The 16,692-nt window shown below is 72.7% G+C and carries 16 protein-coding genes; 10 read left to right on the top strand and 6 right to left on the bottom strand.

Going from position 1 to position 16,692, the window contains the following annotated elements:
• The first annotated feature begins 2 nt into the window (after positions 1–2).
• Positions 3–1,601, top strand: a complete 1,599-nt coding sequence (locus ACZ7CH_RS11565) for a PucR family transcriptional regulator (RefSeq protein WP_470373784.1) — start codon at positions 3–5, stop codon at positions 1,599–1,601.
• Positions 1,602–1,614: 13 nt separating this feature from the next.
• Here the strand turns inward: ACZ7CH_RS11565 and ACZ7CH_RS11560 are convergent, their stop codons facing one another.
• Positions 1,615–2,301 carry a metallophosphoesterase family protein gene (locus tag ACZ7CH_RS11560; protein ID WP_360388849.1) on the bottom strand — a complete coding sequence of 229 codons (687 nt, stop codon included), beginning with the start codon at positions 2,299–2,301 and terminating at the stop codon, positions 1,615–1,617.
• 48 nt (positions 2,302–2,349) lie between these two features.
• On the opposite strand from ACZ7CH_RS11560, the gene ACZ7CH_RS11555 reads away from it, so the two are divergent.
• The 3 genes from ACZ7CH_RS11555 to ACZ7CH_RS11545 all read left to right on the top strand — a co-directional run bounded on the left by ACZ7CH_RS11555 (position 2,350) and on the right by ACZ7CH_RS11545 (position 5,798).
• On the top strand, positions 2,350–2,922 hold the full coding sequence (locus ACZ7CH_RS11555) for a CGNR zinc finger domain-containing protein (protein ID WP_470373783.1): 573 nt from the start codon (positions 2,350–2,352) through the stop codon (positions 2,920–2,922).
• A gap of 9 nt (positions 2,923–2,931) precedes the next feature.
• On the top strand, positions 2,932–3,960 hold the full coding sequence (locus ACZ7CH_RS11550; protein WP_360388855.1) for an alpha/beta hydrolase-fold protein: 1,029 nt from the start codon (positions 2,932–2,934) through the stop codon (positions 3,958–3,960).
• A gap of 122 nt (positions 3,961–4,082) precedes the next feature.
• Positions 4,083–5,798: a S8 family peptidase gene (locus ACZ7CH_RS11545; RefSeq protein ID WP_470373782.1), complete on the top strand. Its 1,716-nt coding sequence runs from the start codon at positions 4,083–4,085 to the stop codon at positions 5,796–5,798.
• A gap of 45 nt (positions 5,799–5,843) precedes the next feature.
• Here ACZ7CH_RS11545 and ACZ7CH_RS11540 read toward each other — a convergent pair whose 3' ends face one another.
• Positions 5,844–6,179: a hypothetical protein gene (locus tag ACZ7CH_RS11540; RefSeq protein WP_470373781.1), complete on the bottom strand. Its 336-nt coding sequence runs from the start codon at positions 6,177–6,179 to the stop codon at positions 5,844–5,846.
• A gap of 248 nt (positions 6,180–6,427) precedes the next feature.
• Between ACZ7CH_RS11540 and ACZ7CH_RS11535 the strand changes: the two genes are divergently transcribed.
• The gene (locus ACZ7CH_RS11535) at positions 6,428–7,285 is read left to right on the top strand and encodes a helix-turn-helix domain-containing protein (protein ID WP_470373780.1); all 858 of its coding nucleotides are present in this window, start codon (positions 6,428–6,430) and stop codon (positions 7,283–7,285) included.
• Here ACZ7CH_RS11535 and ACZ7CH_RS11530 read toward each other — a convergent pair.
• On the bottom strand, positions 7,278–8,123 hold the full coding sequence (locus ACZ7CH_RS11530) for an MmyB family transcriptional regulator (RefSeq protein ID WP_360388864.1): 846 nt from the start codon (positions 8,121–8,123) through the stop codon (positions 7,278–7,280). The genes ACZ7CH_RS11535 and ACZ7CH_RS11530 overlap by 8 nt on opposite strands.
• A gap of 100 nt (positions 8,124–8,223) precedes the next feature.
• Between ACZ7CH_RS11530 and ACZ7CH_RS11525 the strand changes: the two genes are divergently transcribed.
• On the top strand, positions 8,224–8,988 hold the full coding sequence (locus ACZ7CH_RS11525; protein ID WP_458431962.1) for an SDR family oxidoreductase: 765 nt from the start codon (positions 8,224–8,226) through the stop codon (positions 8,986–8,988).
• A 9-nt stretch (positions 8,989–8,997) separates the two neighbouring features.
• On the opposite strand, the gene ACZ7CH_RS11520 is transcribed toward ACZ7CH_RS11525, so the two are convergent.
• Genes ACZ7CH_RS11520 through mptB form a run of 3 tightly spaced genes read right to left on the bottom strand, consistent with a single transcriptional unit; the run spans position 8,998 to position 12,458 of the window.
• Entirely contained in the window at positions 8,998–9,513 is a 516-nt protein-coding gene (locus ACZ7CH_RS11520; RefSeq protein ID WP_458431961.1) for a hypothetical protein, read from the bottom strand.
• 49 nt (positions 9,514–9,562) lie between these two features.
• Positions 9,563–11,053, bottom strand: coding sequence for an apolipoprotein N-acyltransferase (gene lnt / locus ACZ7CH_RS11515; RefSeq protein WP_470373779.1), 1,491 nt, complete (start codon positions 11,051–11,053; stop codon positions 9,563–9,565).
• Positions 11,040–12,458, bottom strand: coding sequence for a polyprenol phosphomannose-dependent alpha 1,6 mannosyltransferase MptB (mptB, locus tag ACZ7CH_RS11510; protein WP_470373778.1), 1,419 nt, complete (start codon positions 12,456–12,458; stop codon positions 11,040–11,042). Before mptB ends, lnt begins: the two co-directional genes overlap by 14 nt.
• A gap of 421 nt (positions 12,459–12,879) precedes the next feature.
• Between mptB and ACZ7CH_RS11505 the strand changes: the two genes are divergently transcribed.
• From ACZ7CH_RS11505 to ACZ7CH_RS11490, 4 genes are all read left to right on the top strand, one after another.
• A complete protein-coding gene (locus tag ACZ7CH_RS11505; protein ID WP_470373777.1) occupies positions 12,880–13,680 on the top strand; it encodes a glycoside hydrolase family 20 zincin-like fold domain-containing protein in 801 nt (266 codons plus the stop codon).
• Positions 13,681–13,745: 65 nt separating this feature from the next.
• A complete protein-coding gene (locus tag ACZ7CH_RS11500) occupies positions 13,746–14,147 on the top strand; it encodes a hypothetical protein (RefSeq protein WP_360388884.1) in 402 nt (133 codons plus the stop codon).
• A 76-nt stretch (positions 14,148–14,223) separates the two neighbouring features.
• The gene (locus tag ACZ7CH_RS11495) at positions 14,224–16,059 is read left to right on the top strand and encodes a HEAT repeat domain-containing protein (RefSeq protein WP_470373776.1); all 1,836 of its coding nucleotides are present in this window, start codon (positions 14,224–14,226) and stop codon (positions 16,057–16,059) included.
• A gap of 17 nt (positions 16,060–16,076) precedes the next feature.
• Positions 16,077–16,610 (top strand): SMI1/KNR4 family protein, encoded by a 534-nt coding sequence (locus ACZ7CH_RS11490; protein ID WP_360388891.1) that lies wholly within the window; start codon positions 16,077–16,079, stop codon positions 16,608–16,610.
• Positions 16,611–16,692 lie beyond the last annotated feature (82 nt).

Raw genomic sequence — 16,692 nt, 5'->3', positions numbered from 1 at the left:
GGGTGAGCAACCGAACCGGCCTCGCCCGCGTGCTCGACGACCTCGGCACGACGCTGATCGACCTGGTCCGCGGCGACCCCGCGCGGGCCGGTGGCATCGGCGGCGTGGTGATCGACGACCCGCACGACGACCAGGTGCTGCCGCCGCGCGCGCTGGTGCTCGGCGTCGGCGTGCGGGAACCGGCGGACGTGCGGGCCCGCCTCGATGAGCTGGGCGCGCTCGGCGCGGCCGGGCTCGTCGTGCGCGGCCCGGTCGTGCTGACCGACGAGGTCGCCGCGGCGGCCGACCGCTCCGGTGTGGCGCTGCTCGGGCTCGCGCCGGGGGCGTCGTGGACGCAGCTGGCCGCGCTGCTGCGGTCGTTGCTGGCCGAGGGCGAGGTCACCGACTCGGAGACACTGGGCGGCACCCCGGCCGGTGACCTGTTCGCGCTGGCCAACGCCGTCGCGTCGCTGATCAGCGCGCCGGTGACGATCGAGGACCGCAGCTCGCGGGTGCTCGCGTTCTCCGGGCGGCAGGAGCAGGCGGACGCCTCGCGCGTGCAGACGATCCTGGGGCGGCAGGTGCCCGCGCGGTACTCGCAGCTGCTGGAGGCACGCGGGGTGTTCCGCCGGCTCTACCGCAGCGACCAGCCCGTCTACATCTCGGACCTGCCCGACGACGACGGGGGTGTGTGCCTGCCCAGGGTCGCGGTCGCGGTGCGGGCGGGCGACGAGGTGCTCGGCTCGATCTGGGCGGCCGTGCGGGCGCCGCTGCCCGCGGACCGCGAGCTGGCGTTCTGCGACGCGGCCAAGCTCGTGGCGCTGCACCTGATGCGGCAGCGTGCGGGTGCCGACGTCGAACGCCGGTTGCGCGCGGACCTGGTCAGCACCGCGGTCGAGGGCGGTGCGGGTGCGGCGGAGGCGGTGCGCCGGCTCGGGCTGACCGACCAGGAGTGCGTGGTGCTCGTCCTCGCGCTCGCCGACTCGCACGTGGACGACCCGGCGGAGCACGCCCGGCTGCTGGCCGAACGCCAGCAGGTCGCGGACGCGTTCGCCATGCACCTCACCGCCGTCCACCCGCGTGCGGCCGCCGCGCTCGTCGGTGACGTCGCCTACGCGATCCTGCCCACCGAGTCCGAGGACCGGGCGCTGCGGATCGCCACGGACTTCCGCACCCGCATCGGCGACCGGGTCGTCGTCGGCGTCGGGCCGGTGGCCGACGGGCTGACCCTCGCCCGGTCCAAGGCGGGCGCCGACCTGGCGTTGCGGGTGCTGCGCGCCGGCCGGTCGCAGCGCGCGGTCGCACGGGTGTCCGACGTGCACAGCGAGGGCCTGCTGCTGGAGCTGGCCGACCTGATCGCCGAACGCGGCGACACCCTCACCGGCCCGGTGGCGCGGCTGATCGACTACGACCTCCGGCACAACGGCAACCTCGTGGAGACGCTCAGCGCGTGGCTGGACGCCTTCGGCGACGTCGCCGCCGCCTCGGCCGCCGTCTTCGTGCACCCCAACACGTTCCGCTACCGGCTGCGGCGCCTGGCCGAGGTGGGCGAGCTCGACCTGACCGACCCGGACGCCCGGTTCGCGGCGATGCTGCAGCTGCGGCTGTGGCGTCCCGTGTGACGGACCGGGCCGGTCAGCACGCGTAGTGGAACGTCGTGACGATGCCGTGCCCGGTGAACTGGTGCAGTGCCATGCCCGGCGGGTGCTCGCGGTTCGCGGTCGGGTGGTCGCCGTCGAGGTTCGCCGCGGAGACGATGCCGGGCGCCACGAGCACGGGCACGCCCGCGAACTGCGCCACGCACGCGGTGTGGACGTGTCCGCAGAGGATCGCCGTGACGGTGCCGATGCGGTCGACGAGCGCTGCCAGCGCGTCCGCGTTCAGCAGCCGCATCGGGTCGACGTAGGTGTGGCCGATCTCCATCGGGGGCTGGTGGAACGCGAGCACCGTCCGCTCGGCGCCCGCGGCGAGCGCGGCCACCCGGTCGGCCTCCTCCTCGCGCAGCACGCCGTGGTTCTCCCCCGGCACGACCACGTCGACGCCGATCACCCGCAGCTCGCCCACGTCGAGCACCGGCACGGACGGCACCAGCGCGGGCACGTCGTGGTTGCCCGGCACCGCGAGCCACGGCAGCCGTCCCTCCATCACCGCGCTGAACTGCTCGTACTCGGGCTCGACGCCGTTGTCGGCGATGTCGCCGGTGAGCACGACCGCGTCCGGCTGCCGGTTCGCGGGCAGCAGGTCGAGCACCGCGCGGAGCCGGTCCGCCCGCTCCGGTGAACCGTCGAGGTGGCAGTCGCTGAGGTGCAGGAGAGTCGTCACCCGAGCTAGGCTAACGGTAAATCTGCATTTACCGTTAGCGGAGGCTTGGTGTTCACACTGCCGGACGGCACCGACGGCGTGACGGCGCTGGCGTTGGTCAGCACCATCGCCGACGACGGCAACAGCGGCGTGGCCGACCACCTCGCCACCGACGCGGAGGTGCACAACTGGGTCGCGAACCGCTTCCCCGGCGCACTCGTGGTGCCGGACCGCCTGCGCACCCTGCGGTTCGCCGCGCGTTCGGCGTTCGCCGCCTCCGTGTTCCCGCACCTGCCCAGCCGGGTCGAGCGGACGCGGCGGATGAGCGACACCGAGGCCGCCGTCGTCCTGCACAACGCCGTCAACGCGCTGCGAGCCGAGACCGTCGTGACGATCGAGGACGGCGTCCGGCGCCGGCTGCAGACCGCGGCACAGGGGCCCGCGCTCGTCGAGGGCGCACTGGCCCTCGCGGTCGTCGAGTTCCTCACCGGCCCGCTCGCACCCCGCCTGCGTTCGTGCCAGGCCCCCAGGTGCGTGCGGTACTTCGTGCAGCAGCACGGCCGCCAGCAGTGGTGCAAAGCGTCGTGCGGCAACCGTGCGCGCGTAGCGAGGTTCGCGAGCCAACAGCAAGATCGTGGTTGACTCGGTCGCATGCTTCCGTGGGAGGGCGAACTCGCCGGCCGGCTCGACCGGCACACCGTCGAATCCGAGCTGCTGCGCGGCAACCCGCTCGGCGACCCGCACGAGCGCCCGCTGTGGGTGTACGTGCCGCCGGGCTACGACTCGTCCGACGAGCGCTACCCGGCCGTGTACGTGATCCAGGGCTACACCGGCCACCTGGGCATGTGGGCCAACCGCACGCCGTTCCGCCAGCCGTTCGTCGAGACCGCGGACGCCGTGTTCGCGAACGGCGCCCCGCCGTGCGTCGTCGTCTACGTCGACGCCTGGACCACCTACGGCGGCTCGCAGTTCGTCGACTCCCCCGGCACCGGCCGTTACCACTCGTACCTGTGCGACGAGATCGTGCCGTGGGTCGACGCGCACTACCGCACGATCCCGGCCCCGCAGTCCCGTGCCATCGCCGGCAAGTCCTCCGGCGGCTTCGGCGCGATGATCACCCCGATGCTGCGCCCCGACCTGTTCGGCGCACTGGCCACGCACGCGGGCGACACGCTCTACGAGTACTGCTACCTGCCCGACTTCGCCAAGGCCGTGCGTTTCCTACGCGCCTATGACCACGACATCCGCGCGTGGTGGGCCGATTTCCAGGGTCGTCCGGCCTTCACCAAGCCCGCGGACGCCACCCTCCTGAGCACCCTCGGCGTCGCGGCCTGCTTCTCCGCCCTCGACGACGGCACCCCGGAGCTGCCGTTCGACCCGGTGACCGGCGTCCTGCGCCCCGACGTGTGGCAGCGCTGGCTCGACCGGGACCCGGTCCGCATGGTCGCGACCCACGCCGGCGCGGTGCGCTCGTTGCACGCGGTGTGGATCGACGCGGGCCGCAGCGACGAGTACCACCTCGACCTGGGCGCCGAGGCGTTCCGCGCCGAGCTGGCCGCGGTGGGCGTGCCGGACGAGCGCGTCCACTTCGAGCTGTTCGACGCCGGTCACGCCGCCATCGACTACCGCTACCCGCTCTCGCTGGCCTGGCTGGCTGACCGGCTGGCACGACTTTCGTAGGGTTTCTGAACTCCGCGCGTCCCTGACGCCTGCGATGCTCCTCTTCAGCTCGTGACGGGCCCCTGCGCCCCGCGCACACTGCGCGGGGACAGCCCGCGAGGAGTGTTGGAGGAATCGTGTTCGTGCGTACAAGAACACGCCTGCGTGCCGCGGTCATCGCTGCGGTCGTGGGCGCCGGGGTCCTGGCGGCGGCAACCCCGGCAGCGGCGGCACCCGCGGCGGGCAACCGGTCGTACCTGGTCATCACCGCACCCGGTGACACGGCGGGCGCCAAGTCCGCGGTCGCGAGCAACAGCGGCACGGTCTGGGCCTCCTACGACGCGATCGGCGTCGTCGTCGCCCACTCCGGTTCCGCGGACTTCGCGACCCGGATGCGGTCGGTGAGCGGCGTGCAGAAGGTCGGCGCGACCCGCACCTCCGACGTGCCCGCCGAGGCGGCGAACCCGGCCGTCCCGGCCGCCCCGGCGCAGGCCACACCCGCCGCCGGTGAGCCGGTGCGCACGGACATGAGCCAGATCGGCGCCGACCGCGCGTGGGCGGTCAACCAGGGCTCGCCCACCGTCACCGTCGGTGTGCTCGACACCGGTGTCGACGACCAGCACGCCGACCTCAAGGCCAACTTCGACGCGGCCAACTCGGCGTCGTGCGCCTACGGCAAGCTCGACACGCGCACGGGCTCGTGGCGTGACACGGACACGCACGGCACGCACGTCGCAGGCACGATCGCGGCCGCCAAGAATGGCGTGGGCATGGTCGGCGTGGCGCCGGGCGTGAAGATCGCGTCGGTGCGCATCGCGGAGAAGCCGAGCGGGTTGTTCTTCGCGGAGAACACCATCTGCGCCATGGTCTTCTCCGGTGACCGCGGCTTCGAGGTGACCAACAACAGCTACTACACCGATCCCTGGTTGTTCAACTGCCCGAGCAACGCCGACCAGGACGCGATCCTGGAGGGCGTGAAGCGCGCCGTCGCCTACGCCGAGGGCAAGGGCGTGCTCACCGTCGCCGCCGCCGGCAACGAGAACTACAACCTGGCGGCCAAGTCCACGGACACGACCAGCCCCAACGACTCCACGCCCGCGACCCGCACGATCAGCAACGCCTGCCTGAGCGTGCCCGGTGAGCTCTCCGGCGTCGTCAGCGTCTCGTCGATCACCTCCTCGAACGCCAAGTCGTCGTTCTCGAACTTCGGCACCGACAAGATCCACGTCGCCGCCCCCGGTGACAGCGTCTACTCGACCGTCCCCGGCGGCCGGTTCGGTTCGAAGTCCGGCACGTCGATGGCCTCCCCGCACGTCGCGGGCGTCGCCGCACTCCTGAAGTCGGTCAACCCGACGGCCACCCCCGCGCAGCTGCGCACGCTGCTCGCGACCCAGGCCGACGACCTGTCCTGCTCCGACACCCGGTGCAGCGGCACCACCGCCAAGAACAACTTCTTCGGCGAGGGCCGCGTCGACGCGTTCGCCGCGGTCGACACCGGCACCACCCCGCCCGGCCAGACCTTCGAGAACACCGCCGACGTCGCCATCCCCGACGCCGGCTCGGCCGTGACCAGCTCGATCACCGTCTCCGGCCTCACCGGCAACGCCCCGGCCACGCTCAAGGTCGGCGTCGACGTCGTGCACACCTACCGCGGCGACCTGGTGATCGACCTCATCGCCCCGGACGGCACGGCGTACCGCCTGAAGGACTCCAGCACCTCCGACTCCGCGGACAACGTGGTGGAGACCTACACGACCAACGCCTCCAGCGAGGTCGCGAACGGCGTGTGGAAGCTGCAGGTGCGGGACACGTACCGCAGCGACACCGGCTACATCAACGCCTGGAAGCTGACCTTCTAGGCACAGCCGGGGGTGGGCCCGCGGCCACGGGCCCACCTCTCGCCGTCAGAAGCAGCAGCTCGCCTGCCGCCAACCGACCGGGCCGTTGACCGGCTGGTAGGCGAGCCCCCCGTAGGCGCACACGACCTGGTTGGAGCTCCCGTTGAGCTGTCCGGAGAAGGCGGACGACGCGTAGTAGGGGCCGGGGTTGCAGGCGTGGCCCCACGTGCTGGTGCCGTCGCCGGGGCGCACCGCCCACACCCGGATGCCGAGCGAGGGCACGGCGTACGCGGCACCGGAGTTCATCCGCACCCTGGCCCAGTTGATCTGGCAGCCGGTGCTCCACCGCAGGTCCACCCAGCCGAGGACGTTGCCGCTGATCTCCGGGTGGAGGATCGGCACGGTGCTCGCCGTGCCGTTCGCGGGACCACCGCTGCCGGCACAGCCACACCGCGGACAAGACTTCTCATCGTCGGTCCTTTCCTCCGTCAGTGGAATCGCTGGCCCGTCCGGGTGTTGCGCGTAATGCGCCGTGCTGTCGGACATGTGGACCAGTGAAGGGAATCGCCATTCAGGTCTAAGCGCGGACCGGGTTGGCCAACACGCTGTCCAGGCGTGGACAACAGGTCCGGACAACCGGAGGGATGCGCATGCCTCGTCCCGAACGGCCGATCGACGGGTCCACCGGTCCGGCCCAGCTGTTCGCCGCCGAGCTCAGGAAGCTGAGGGACGCGGCCGGTGGCGAGTCCTACCGCTCCATGGCGGCCAGGGTCCACTTATCCAAAGCGACCCTGTCGTCCGCTGCCAGCGGTCACCGCCTCCCCACCTGGGACGTCACGAAGGCGTACGTCCAGGCGTGCGGCGGTGAGGTGGACGAGTGGCGGCGCCGCTGGGTCCAGGCCCGCGCGGACCTCGGCCTGCCGCCGGACGAACCGGCCCCGGCCGCTCCCCGCGAACCCGAGCGGGCCGCCGGGAAGGCCGGCGCCGGACCGGCCATCGTCGCGGTGGTCGCCGTCCTGGTCGCGGCGGCGTTCGGAACAGCCCGGTGGTGGGGCGCGAACCGCACTCCACCGGAGACCTCGCCCCCGTCGGCGGACACGACGCCGAGGTTCGCCGGAACCGCGGCTCCGGTCGCCGACGGCGCCGACCCGAAGGAGTCCGGGTGCGCCTACGACCCGGAGGTCACCACGCTGGACAGCGTCGAGATCAACACCGCCCAGCGCAACTTCCTGGGCACCGCCGAGCTGCGCTACTCCCCGCGCTGCCGGGTCGCGTGGGGCCGGTTCACGCCGAGCGACCGGGTCACGTTCCTGAGGAGCGCGACCGTCACGATCGCGGCCGAGCGTCCGCGGACGGCGACGAAGGGGCTTTCCTACAGCACCGAGTTCGACGGGCAGGCCGTGTTCGGCAACATCCTGCTGACCGCGGAGGGCTGCGTGCAGGTCACCGTCACCGTGGCCGCACCGTCCGGCGGTGGCACCAGCACGACCGGGTGCCGGCCTACCTGACGTCCTCGAACGTCTCGTGCCCCAGCACGCCCAGCAGCTGGATCTTGTCGAACGCCTCCGTGCGCGGCGGTGCGGTCAGCACCAGCAGCGCCTGCGACTGGTCCTCGGTGAACAGCGCCTGGCAGTCGACCTCGATCTCGCCCAGTTGCGGGTGCACCAGCACCTTGTGGTCCTCGAACCGCTTCGCGACCTCGTGGCGTTCCCACAGTTCCGCGAACTCGGCACTCTCTCGCGACAGCACACGCACCAGCTCGCCTGCACGTGAACGTGCGCCCATAGCGCCGTACGCAGCTCGTAGGTTCGCGACTTGGGCGCGGGACTGGCGGTCGCGGTCGTGCTCGGGGTAGATCAGGCGTTCGTCCGGGTCGGTGAACCAGCGGTAGATGCCGCTGCGCGCCAGGCCGGTGAACTTCGACGAGTCGCCGTAGAGCGCGGCCGCGTGCCGGTTCTGCAGCAGCACCTCGCCGAGGTTGGAGAGGATCAGCGCCGGGGTGTCGGTGAGGCGGTCCAGCACGCGTTGCAGCGCGGGGGCGACGTGGGTGCTGGTGACCGACGGGGACGGCGCGTTGCGGCCGGCGATGCGGAACAGGTAGTCGCGGGCGTCGTCGGTCAGGCGCAGCGCGCGGGCCAGTGCCGCCAGCATCTGCTCGCTCGGTTGCGGGCCGCGTTGTTGTTCAAGGCGCGTGTAGTAGTCCGTGGACATCGCAGCCAGCGCTGCGACCTCCTCGCGCCTGAGGCCTGCCGCTCGCCGACGTGCGCCCACGGGCAGACCGACGTCCTCCGGCCGGAGCTCTTCGCGTCGGCGGCGGAGGAAGGCTGCGAGTTCCACACGGTCCATGGCTTCAGTATCGGCGTGTGTGCGCCGTGAGCCAGGGATCGCCGATCCCCCGATAAGCGCTCTCTGCCGCGTGCGACGGCAACGGCAGAAGCTTTCACTCATGGACATCACCGGAAACACCGTCTTCATCCCCGGCGCCACCAGCGGCATCGGCCTGGCGCTCGCGCTGGCCCTGCACGAACGCGGCAACACCGTGGTCGTCGGTGGCCGCCGCACCGAGCTGCTGGAGCGCATCGCGGCCGAGCACCCCGGTGTCGAGACCGTGCGGATCGACACGGCCGACGCGGACAGCGTCAAGGACGCGGCCAAGGACGTGCTGGCGCGCTTCCCCGAGCTGAACGTCCTCATCACCATGGCGGGTGTCATGCGCGTGGAGGACTGGCGCCGGCCGGAGACCTTCCTGGAGTCGGCGGAGACGACCGTGACGACGAACCTCCTCGGGCCGATCCGCCTCATCGCGGCGTTCGTGGAGCACCTGCAGACGCGACCGGACGCCACCATCATGACCGTGTCGTCCGGGCTCGCGTTCGCGCCGCTCAAGGTGACGCCCAGCTACAACGCCACCAAGGCCGCGATCCACATGCTCAGCGAGACGCTGCGGCTGCAGCTGGCCGGCACCTCCGTGCAGGTGACCGAGCTGGAGCCGCCGTCGGTGCAGACGGACCTGCTGCCGGGCCAGGCCGACAACGACCACGCCATGCCGCTCGACGAGTACGTCGCCGAGGTCATGGGGATCATCGAGGCCCGGCCCGACGTGCGGGAGATCCAGGTGGAGCGGGTCAAGTTCCTGCGCTACGGCGAGGCCCGCGGCGACTACGACCAGGTCGTGGCCGCCCTCAACGCCGAGGACCCGCACGGCGACTGAACCAGGGGACTACCCGCGCAGGTAGGTGATGTAGGAGTCGGCGGCGGCGCGGGCCCGCTCGCGCAGTCCCTGCGGATCGGTCTTGGCCACCGCCTCGAACCCGTCGCAGGATTCCGAGAGCGTGGTCGCGCTCAGCGTCGCCGCCGCGATGTCGGGCAACTCGGACTTGATGCACCGCACGGCCCGGCCCACCGCGTCCGGGCTGCAGAAGTCCTGCGGCGAGTAGCACTTCTCCACCAGGCCGTCGAGGACCGGCTTGGACCGCTCGAAGATCAGCTTCATGCCGGCGAGGTTGTTGATCGCCTGCGGGATCACGACCTCCCGCAGCTGTGTCACGTCCTGGCGCTCTGCTCCCGGTTGCAGCTGCGCCTGGCAGACGGGCTTGATGAACTCGTCGCGCACGATCGTGGCCATGGTCCCGACCGAGCTGGAGAGGTTGTCGTAGCAGGCGATCGCACTCGACGCGGTGGGCGCGAGCATGAGGGGAACCGTCGCGAACACTGCGGCCAAAGCGGTCTTGTTCATCATCGCCGTCCTTTGTGGAGTGTGCAGACGGCCGTCAGGTACCCGTTTCTCAGGAGGGGACGCCGGTTTCCGGCAACGGCGACCTCATCGGGTGATCCTCGGTCACTCCGCGTCGACGACGGCGCTGCCACAGCCCGGCGAGACAGGCCACGAAAGCGGCACCGGTGAACACGACGTGCAACGCGCCGCCGAACCTGGTGGCGATCGTCAGGGACGAGCGCAACGGCACGGTGTCCACCATCAGGTCGTCGGTGAACATCCCGGTCGACCGCACGACGCTGCCGTCCGGGCGCACGACCGCGCTCACGCCGCTGATGGCCGCGACGACGACCGCGCGGCCGTGCTCGACCGCCCGCAGCCGGGCCATGCCGAGCTGCTGGTAGGTCATCTCGCCGCGGCCGTACCAGGCGTTGTTCGTCGGCACGACCAGCAGTTGCGCGCCCTCGGCCGCGGACTCGCGCAGCACGTAGTCGTAGGCCACCTCGTAGCAGATGCCGACGCCCACGCGGGTGCCCGCGACGTCCAGCAGTCCGGGTTCGCTGCCCGCCTTCAGGTCCTGCTGGTCGGCGAACGGCGTGACCAGCCGGGCGAGCGGGCGCAGCGGGATGTGCTCGGCGAACGGCACCAGCTCCTGCTTCGCGTAGGACTCCCCCTGCCCGCTGCCGGGACGCCACGCGATCACCGAGTTCTCGCCGTTCTTCAACGCGCTCACGAGCACCGGCACGCCGAGGTCGTCGACCATCCGGTCGAGCACCGGGTCGCGGTCGCCGGTGCGGGTCGCGCTCTCCGGCCACACCACCAGGTCGGGCTTCGGTCCCGGTCGTGCGGCCAGCTCCGCGGTCTTGCGCAGGTGGTTGGCGCGCAGCTCGGCGCCGGCGTCGAGCAGGCCGAGGCCGATGTCGGGTGCGTTGCCCTGCACGACGGCGACGGTGCGGGTGCCGTTCTCGGCGGCGACGGGCACGGTGACCAGCAGCGCGGCCAGCACCGGCAGCAGCGCCCACGACCGGCGCCACTCACGCGGCCGGCGCAGCCATGCGCCCAGCCCGAACCCGGTCACCACTACGGCGAACGTCACCAGCGGTGCGCCACCGAGGGACGCCAGCCGCCCGAACGGCCCGTCGACCTGCCCGAACGCGACCCGGCCCCACGGGAAGCCGTTGAACGGGATGAGCCCGCGCGCTGTCTCCTGGAGCACGAACAGCAGCGCCGCCCACACCGGTGCTCCCGGCAGCCGGGCGACCAGCGGGTACAGCGCGAACGCGGCCGAGACGAACAGCGCCATCAACGCCGAGAGCACGAGCCACGGCCACGGGCCGAACTCGGTGCCGAGGAAGTGCTGGATCCACCACAGGTGGGGCAGGAAGAACGCCAGCCCGAAGACGAAGCCCAGGCGGCCGGGACGCCCGTTCCGCAGGGTCAGCCACAGCACGAGGAACGCGGGCACCGCCAGCCACCACAGGGTGCGCGGCGGGAAGCTCGACGCCAGTGCGCCGCCGGCCAGTGCCGCGGCGCCGTACCGGCCCAGGTCAGCCCCGCGCACCGGGCACCCGGCTCGCGACGAGGCGGCGCAGGACGAGGAACGCGCAGGCCACGAGCGCGAGGCCGGCGCCGTAGCCGACCACCAGCTCGCCCACCCGGCCGGTGAAGTCCCCGGCCAGCGGCGGCACGAGCAGGGCGAACACCGTCACGGCCGCGGTGAGGCTGGTCCGCCACAACCCCGCGGCCGCGAGCGGCACCACCGCCCACAGCAGGTACCACGGCTGCACCACCGGGCCCAGCACCACGATCACGCCCATCACCAGCCCCAGCGCCCACACCTCGGAGATCCCGCCGCGCAGCTGGCGCGTCAGCACCACCGCGACGCCGCACAGGACCAGCACGAGCCCCGCGACCCGTCCCGCGGAGATCATCGCCTGACCACTCTCCGCACCGGACACCGCACCGGCCAGGAAGCCCGGCCAGTTGCTCGGCGCCATCCAGCTGGGCACCTTCGACGGCGTCCCGAGGGCCTGCACCCAGCCGAATCCGGCCCGACCGGCCAGTGAGGTCGCCACGGACACCAGGACGGCGGCGGCGACCATGGCGGCACCACTGAGCGTGAACCTCAGCAGCCCGCCGCCGAACCGGCGGGCCAGCGCCGTGCCGACGATCGCGAGTGCGGCCAGTGCCGGCAGCTTGACCTGCGCACCGAGCGCGATGAGCACGATCCCGGCCGTGACCGACCACCAGCGGGCGTCGTCAAGTGCGTCGAGCGCGACCACGGTGCCCGCGAGCATGAGACCGAGCATCAGGGCGTCGTTGTGCATGCCGCCGATGAGGTGCCACAGCACCAATGGGTTCAGCACGCCCAGCCACAACGCCGTGCGCTGCGACGCGCCCGCACGCGCGGCCAGCCGCGGCACCGCCCACACGACGAGCAGCAGGCCCAGCACCGCGGCGAGCCGGTGCAGGACGATGCCCGCGACCGGATCTCCGCCGGTGATCTCGGCGATGCCGCGCTCGACCGTGCCGAACAGCGGCCCGTACGGCGACGGCGTCTCCCGCCAGTGGCCGCTGACCCGTGCGACGGCCTCGGCGCTTGCACCGGCCGCGGGGCTGACGACGTTCGGGTCGAACCCGCGGGCAGCTACCTCACCCTGCGCGAGGTAGCTGTACACGTCGAGGCTGAACAGCGGCGGTGCCGGCACCAACGGGGCACACCACCACGCGAGCGTGCGGCGCAGCCACGTGGCCGGGCGCTTCGTGCGGCCGAGCAGCACCCACGCCAGCACGACCAGCCCCGCGCCCGCGATGGCGGCGGCCAGCCCGGCGGCGCCCGCTCCCGCCGTGACCGCCCACGCTCCGCCGGTCAGCAGCACCGCACCGCCGGCACCGGTCCAGCGCAGCAGCTCCGCCTCGGGAGCGGGTGCCAGTGAGCGGGGAAGGGCCGCCGTTGCCGTCTGCACGGAACAGACAGTGCTTTCCGGACAGATCGTCCCGCGTCACCCCGCGGTCGCTGCCGGGCGTACGACCTGAGGATGACGTTGATCATCCGGTGGTCGCGCAACCTCCTGCCGGGCCGCCGCCACCAGGGCCGACACCGGTTCACCCGGCGGCGCCTCGACGTCGACCCCGGAGATCAGTCAGCCCCCGCCGCTCAGGGGGCCGCCGAGCGGGTGATCTCGATCACCGACACCACCGTGGGCATCGCCGCGAGGGCCTGCCGTGCGCACACTGGAAGAGGTGCACCGCGGTTCCGTCGACGTGACCGCCGCACCTGGTCGAGGCACCACCGTGCGGCTGCCGGGTCACGTGGAACTCACCTGAGCCGTGCCGCGTTGAGCGGGTGCAGGCAGTCCGCCGGAGAGGAACGCGGTGATCGTCCCCATGCCCTCGAACGCACCCCGTCGCACGGGTGCGTTCGCACTGACCGAGGACGTCACGATCAGGGTGACCGGTCAGGCCCGCACGGCGGCCGCGCTGCTGCGCGAGCACATCTTCCGCCACACCGGCCACACGCTGGCCGAGTCGCCCGACGGCAGGCTCATGGTGACGCTCGACCCGGCCCTGCGCGGACTCGGTCCCGAGGGCTACGCGCTGCTGGTCAGCCCGAGCGCCGTGATGCTGCGGGCGCGGACCCAGGCCGGTCTGCGGCACGGCGTGCAGTCGTTCCGCCAGCTGATGACCCCGGACGGCACCGTGCGCGCCGCCGACGTGCAGGACTCCCCCGCGTTCGCGTGGCGCGGTGTGACCAGCCCGCTGCTGCCGGCCGCCGAGATGCGCGCGACCATCGACCGGATGGCCGCCTACAAGCTCAACGTCCTGCACCTGCGCCCGGACGGCGACCAGCACGAGCTGCGCGAGCTCGTGGAGTACGCGCTGGCCAACGGCGTGACGATCGTGCCCGAGATCGGCAGGTCGCTCGCCGAGGTGCTCGACGTGTTCCCCAGCCGCTGGGTGCACATCGGCCGGGCCAAGCTGACCAGCGGTCTTGCCGGTCTGCTGCAGAGCCACGACCGGGTGCCGGTGCGCTGGCACGAGGGTGACGCGCCCGCCGACGTCCTCGGCCCGCACGGCCAGCTCAGCGAGGGCGACGCAGGGCTGCGCGCCGTCGCGGTGGCCGGCTGGGTGGGCGGCCACGGGGTGCTGCAGCGGTCCGCCGCACTGGCCTCACCCGCACTGGGCTGACCGAACCAGGTTTAACCGGCCTTCTCCGGGGTACAGACGCGTCCCCGGGAAAGGAAGTTCCGACCATGCCCTCGTCCAGGCCCCTGCGCCGGATGGCCGCGCTGCCACTGGTCCTGCTCGTGGTGGCGGCCTGCCTCGACCTGCTGCACGTCCTGAGCGGCAGCACCACCGCGGCCGCGCTCGCGTGGCACCTGATCACCGCCGGTCTGCTGCTCGGCATCGCCGTCGCCGCCGCCCAGTGGCTCGACCGGATCTTCGCCGAGCCGGCCGAGCACACGTCCGCGCGCGACGTCGGGATCGCCTTCGTGCTCCTGCTCTTCGGCACCAGCTGGGCGTTGCGGCTCGGCGAGGTCGGCTGGCAGCCGAGCTGGGGCGCGACCCTCGCGGCGTGGGCGGGCGCGCTCGGGGTGCTCGCCGTGACCTACCGCGGCCCGCTCCGGCGGAACGCGGCTGTCAGCACGTCCTGAACACCTGCGCGGCGTACTGGCGATGACGTAGGGTTCGGGCACCTCGTCGGTTCTGATCCGAAAAGAAGTCGCCTGGATGTCCCAGGACCTCGTTCCCGCCGTCGCGTGGGACCGGCTGCACCACCACTACGGCACCGCGGAGGACGTTCCCGCCCTGCTGCGCGCCGCCGCCACCGACGCCCGCGCGTTCGGCGAGCTGGACAACAGGATCTCCCACCAGGGCGGCTGCGTCCTGTCCGCCGCGCCCCCGGTGCTGCCGGCACTTCTGCGCTGTGCCGCCGATCCGGCGGTCGGGCACCGTGCCGCCGTGGTCGACCTCGTCGGCCGGTTGGCGGAGGCCGGGCGGACGGCGGAACCCCGGTACGTCACACCGACCTGGCCGGCGGCGTGGGCGGCGGCCGTCCCGCGGTTGCTCGACCTGATCACCGACCCCGACCCGGTGGTCCGCCGGCGGGTCGCGTTCCCCCTCGCCCAGGCGCACGAGCACGCCTGCCTGGTGCTGCCCGCGCTGGTGAACGGCTGGCACCGCGACACCGACGAGGCCGCTCGGGTCGGGTTCGTGTGCGCGGCAGCGGAGTTGTTGCGCGACATGGCCACCGAGTGGCCGGCGCCGGTCGTCGACTGGCTCTCGGACCTCCGCTCGCACCCCGACGTGGTGCACCGCTTCGCCGGTGCGATGGCCCACCGCAGGTCCGGTCTCGGCGGACGCGACCCACGGCACGTCGATGAGGCCATCGCCTACCTGCCGACGGCCGATCCCTTGCTGTGGCACCACGTTTGGGCCGCGCGCCGACCGATCGCCCGGCTGGTGCGGTGGACCGCCGACGTGCTCGACGACGACCGGGACGGCCGGACCCGTCTGGCCGCGGCACTGCTGCGCCTCGGCCACGAGCAGGCTTTGACCGCGGCCTGGGACGTGCTGAGCCGCTGGCGCTCCCCGGCCGCCACCCTGCTGCCGCTCGTCGCGGAACGGCTGTCCGATCCGGACCCGGCTCGACGCGAGCAGGCCGCCGAGGTGCTCGGCGCCACCGGCCGCGCCGCCGAACCGTGGCATCCAGACCTCGTCGCCGCGGCCCGGGACGAGGTGCCCGCGGTGCGCAAGGCGGCCGTGCTGGCGCTGGCCGGAGCGCCGGAATCCGTTGCCCTGGTGGCAGATCTGCTCGACCACGGCCCGGTGGACCGCGACCTCCGCCGGTTGTTGCGCCCGCTGCGGCCCTTCGCCGCGACGCTGCTGCCGCTGCTGCGCCGCCGCCTTGCCGAGGCAGACGACTTCGCGGAACGGCGCGACTACCTCCTCGTGCTCGCACACTGGGGCCCCGACGCCGTGGAGGCGGCACCGGAGGTCACCGCCCAGATCGGCACGGACGTCGAGGAGTGGGCTCTCGACGCGCTGGTCTCGTTCGGGCTGAGCGACATCTGCGAACGGCCCGAACCAGACGCGCCGGTCAGGTCGGCCGTGCGGTACTGGCGCGCGACCGGCGACACCGAGCTCCTCCTCGACCGCCTCCGCGCCGACGACCCCACACTCGTCCGGCACCTCGACGTCCTGGCGGAGCTCGGCCCCGCGGCAGCCGATCTGGCCGCCGTGCTGCGCACCACCCGCACCTCCGGATGGGACGACGCACGCCGGCTGCGCACCCTGTGGCGCATCACCGGCGACCCGGCCGACGCCACCGGCGCGGCCATGGCGGTGTGGCGGGCGCTCACCACCGGCGGACCGTTCGGCCGGTACCTGATCGAGTGCATCGGCCGGCTGGCCGAACTCGGTCCGCTCGCGGAGCCCGCGGTGCCGGTGCTGCGCGAGCTGCTGGAGCAGGACACCCGGCCGGGACGACCCGACCGGCGGTGCGGCATCCGCGACGACGACCTGCTGTGCGACGCGATCAGGGCCGTGCTGGCCGGTGCGGCCTGAAGAAGTACCGTGCGCGCGTGGAGATCACCGACAGAACGTTCCCGCCCGCCCTCGTCGCCCTGTCGGGCATCGAGTTCCCCTGGAGCCACGACGAGGAGCCGGCGCCGACGAACATCGACTACGAGCCCTACGACGAGTTCGACCCCGCCGACGAGACCACCGACTGGATCCGCGCCTGGACGGGCAACGACGAGCTCGACGGCGCCGCATTCCGGGTGTTCGCGCAGGACGGCACCGGCGGCCTGGTCACCAGCTGGCTCGTGCGACCCGGCCGACCGCTGACCGAGCAACCGGTGGCGTTCTTCGGTTCCGAGGGCGAGGTCGGCGTGGTCGCCACGGACCTGGGCTCGTTCCTGTGGCTGCTGGCCGGCGGCGTCGGACCGCAGGAGGCGGTCGAGTTCGGCACGGACACCGGCGTGCCGCACCCGGAGCTGCGCGCGGTGGCCGAACAGCACTCCGGCACCGCACCGCGCACGCCCGCCGAGGTGCTGGCGGCGGCGCGGGCGGAGTTCCCGGACTTCGCCGAAACCGTCCAGTCCTGGTGCCGCTGAGCCCCTCCCCGACCGCCCACCCAGCGTGGTGATGTGCTCACCACCTGCAGGGTTGTGGTGATCGTCAGAAATTGTCAGTGGT

The organism is Lentzea sp. NPDC037011 (assembly GCF_055607425.1).
This window is presented reverse-complemented; position numbering and strand designations above follow the sequence as displayed.

Bases quoted from the DNA above. Each gene is read 5' to 3' on its own strand.
- ACZ7CH_RS11550 (WP_360388855.1), top strand. From the start codon at position 2,932: ATGCTTCCGTGGGAGGGCGAACTCGCCGGCCGGCTCGACCGGCACACC.
- ACZ7CH_RS11535 (WP_470373780.1), top strand. From the start codon at position 6,428: ATGCCTCGTCCCGAACGGCCGATCGACGGGTCCACCGGTCCGGCCCAG.
- ACZ7CH_RS11530 (WP_360388864.1), bottom strand. From the start codon at position 8,123: ATGGACCGTGTGGAACTCGCAGCCTTCCTCCGCCGCCGACGCGAAGAG.
- ACZ7CH_RS11525 (WP_458431962.1), top strand. From the start codon at position 8,224: ATGGACATCACCGGAAACACCGTCTTCATCCCCGGCGCCACCAGCGGC.
- ACZ7CH_RS11520 (WP_458431961.1), bottom strand. From the start codon at position 9,513: ATGAACAAGACCGCTTTGGCCGCAGTGTTCGCGACGGTTCCCCTCATG.
- ACZ7CH_RS11505 (WP_470373777.1), top strand. From the start codon at position 12,880: ATGCCCTCGAACGCACCCCGTCGCACGGGTGCGTTCGCACTGACCGAG.
- ACZ7CH_RS11500 (WP_360388884.1), top strand. From the start codon at position 13,746: ATGCCCTCGTCCAGGCCCCTGCGCCGGATGGCCGCGCTGCCACTGGTC.
- ACZ7CH_RS11495 (WP_470373776.1), top strand. From the start codon at position 14,224: ATGTCCCAGGACCTCGTTCCCGCCGTCGCGTGGGACCGGCTGCACCAC.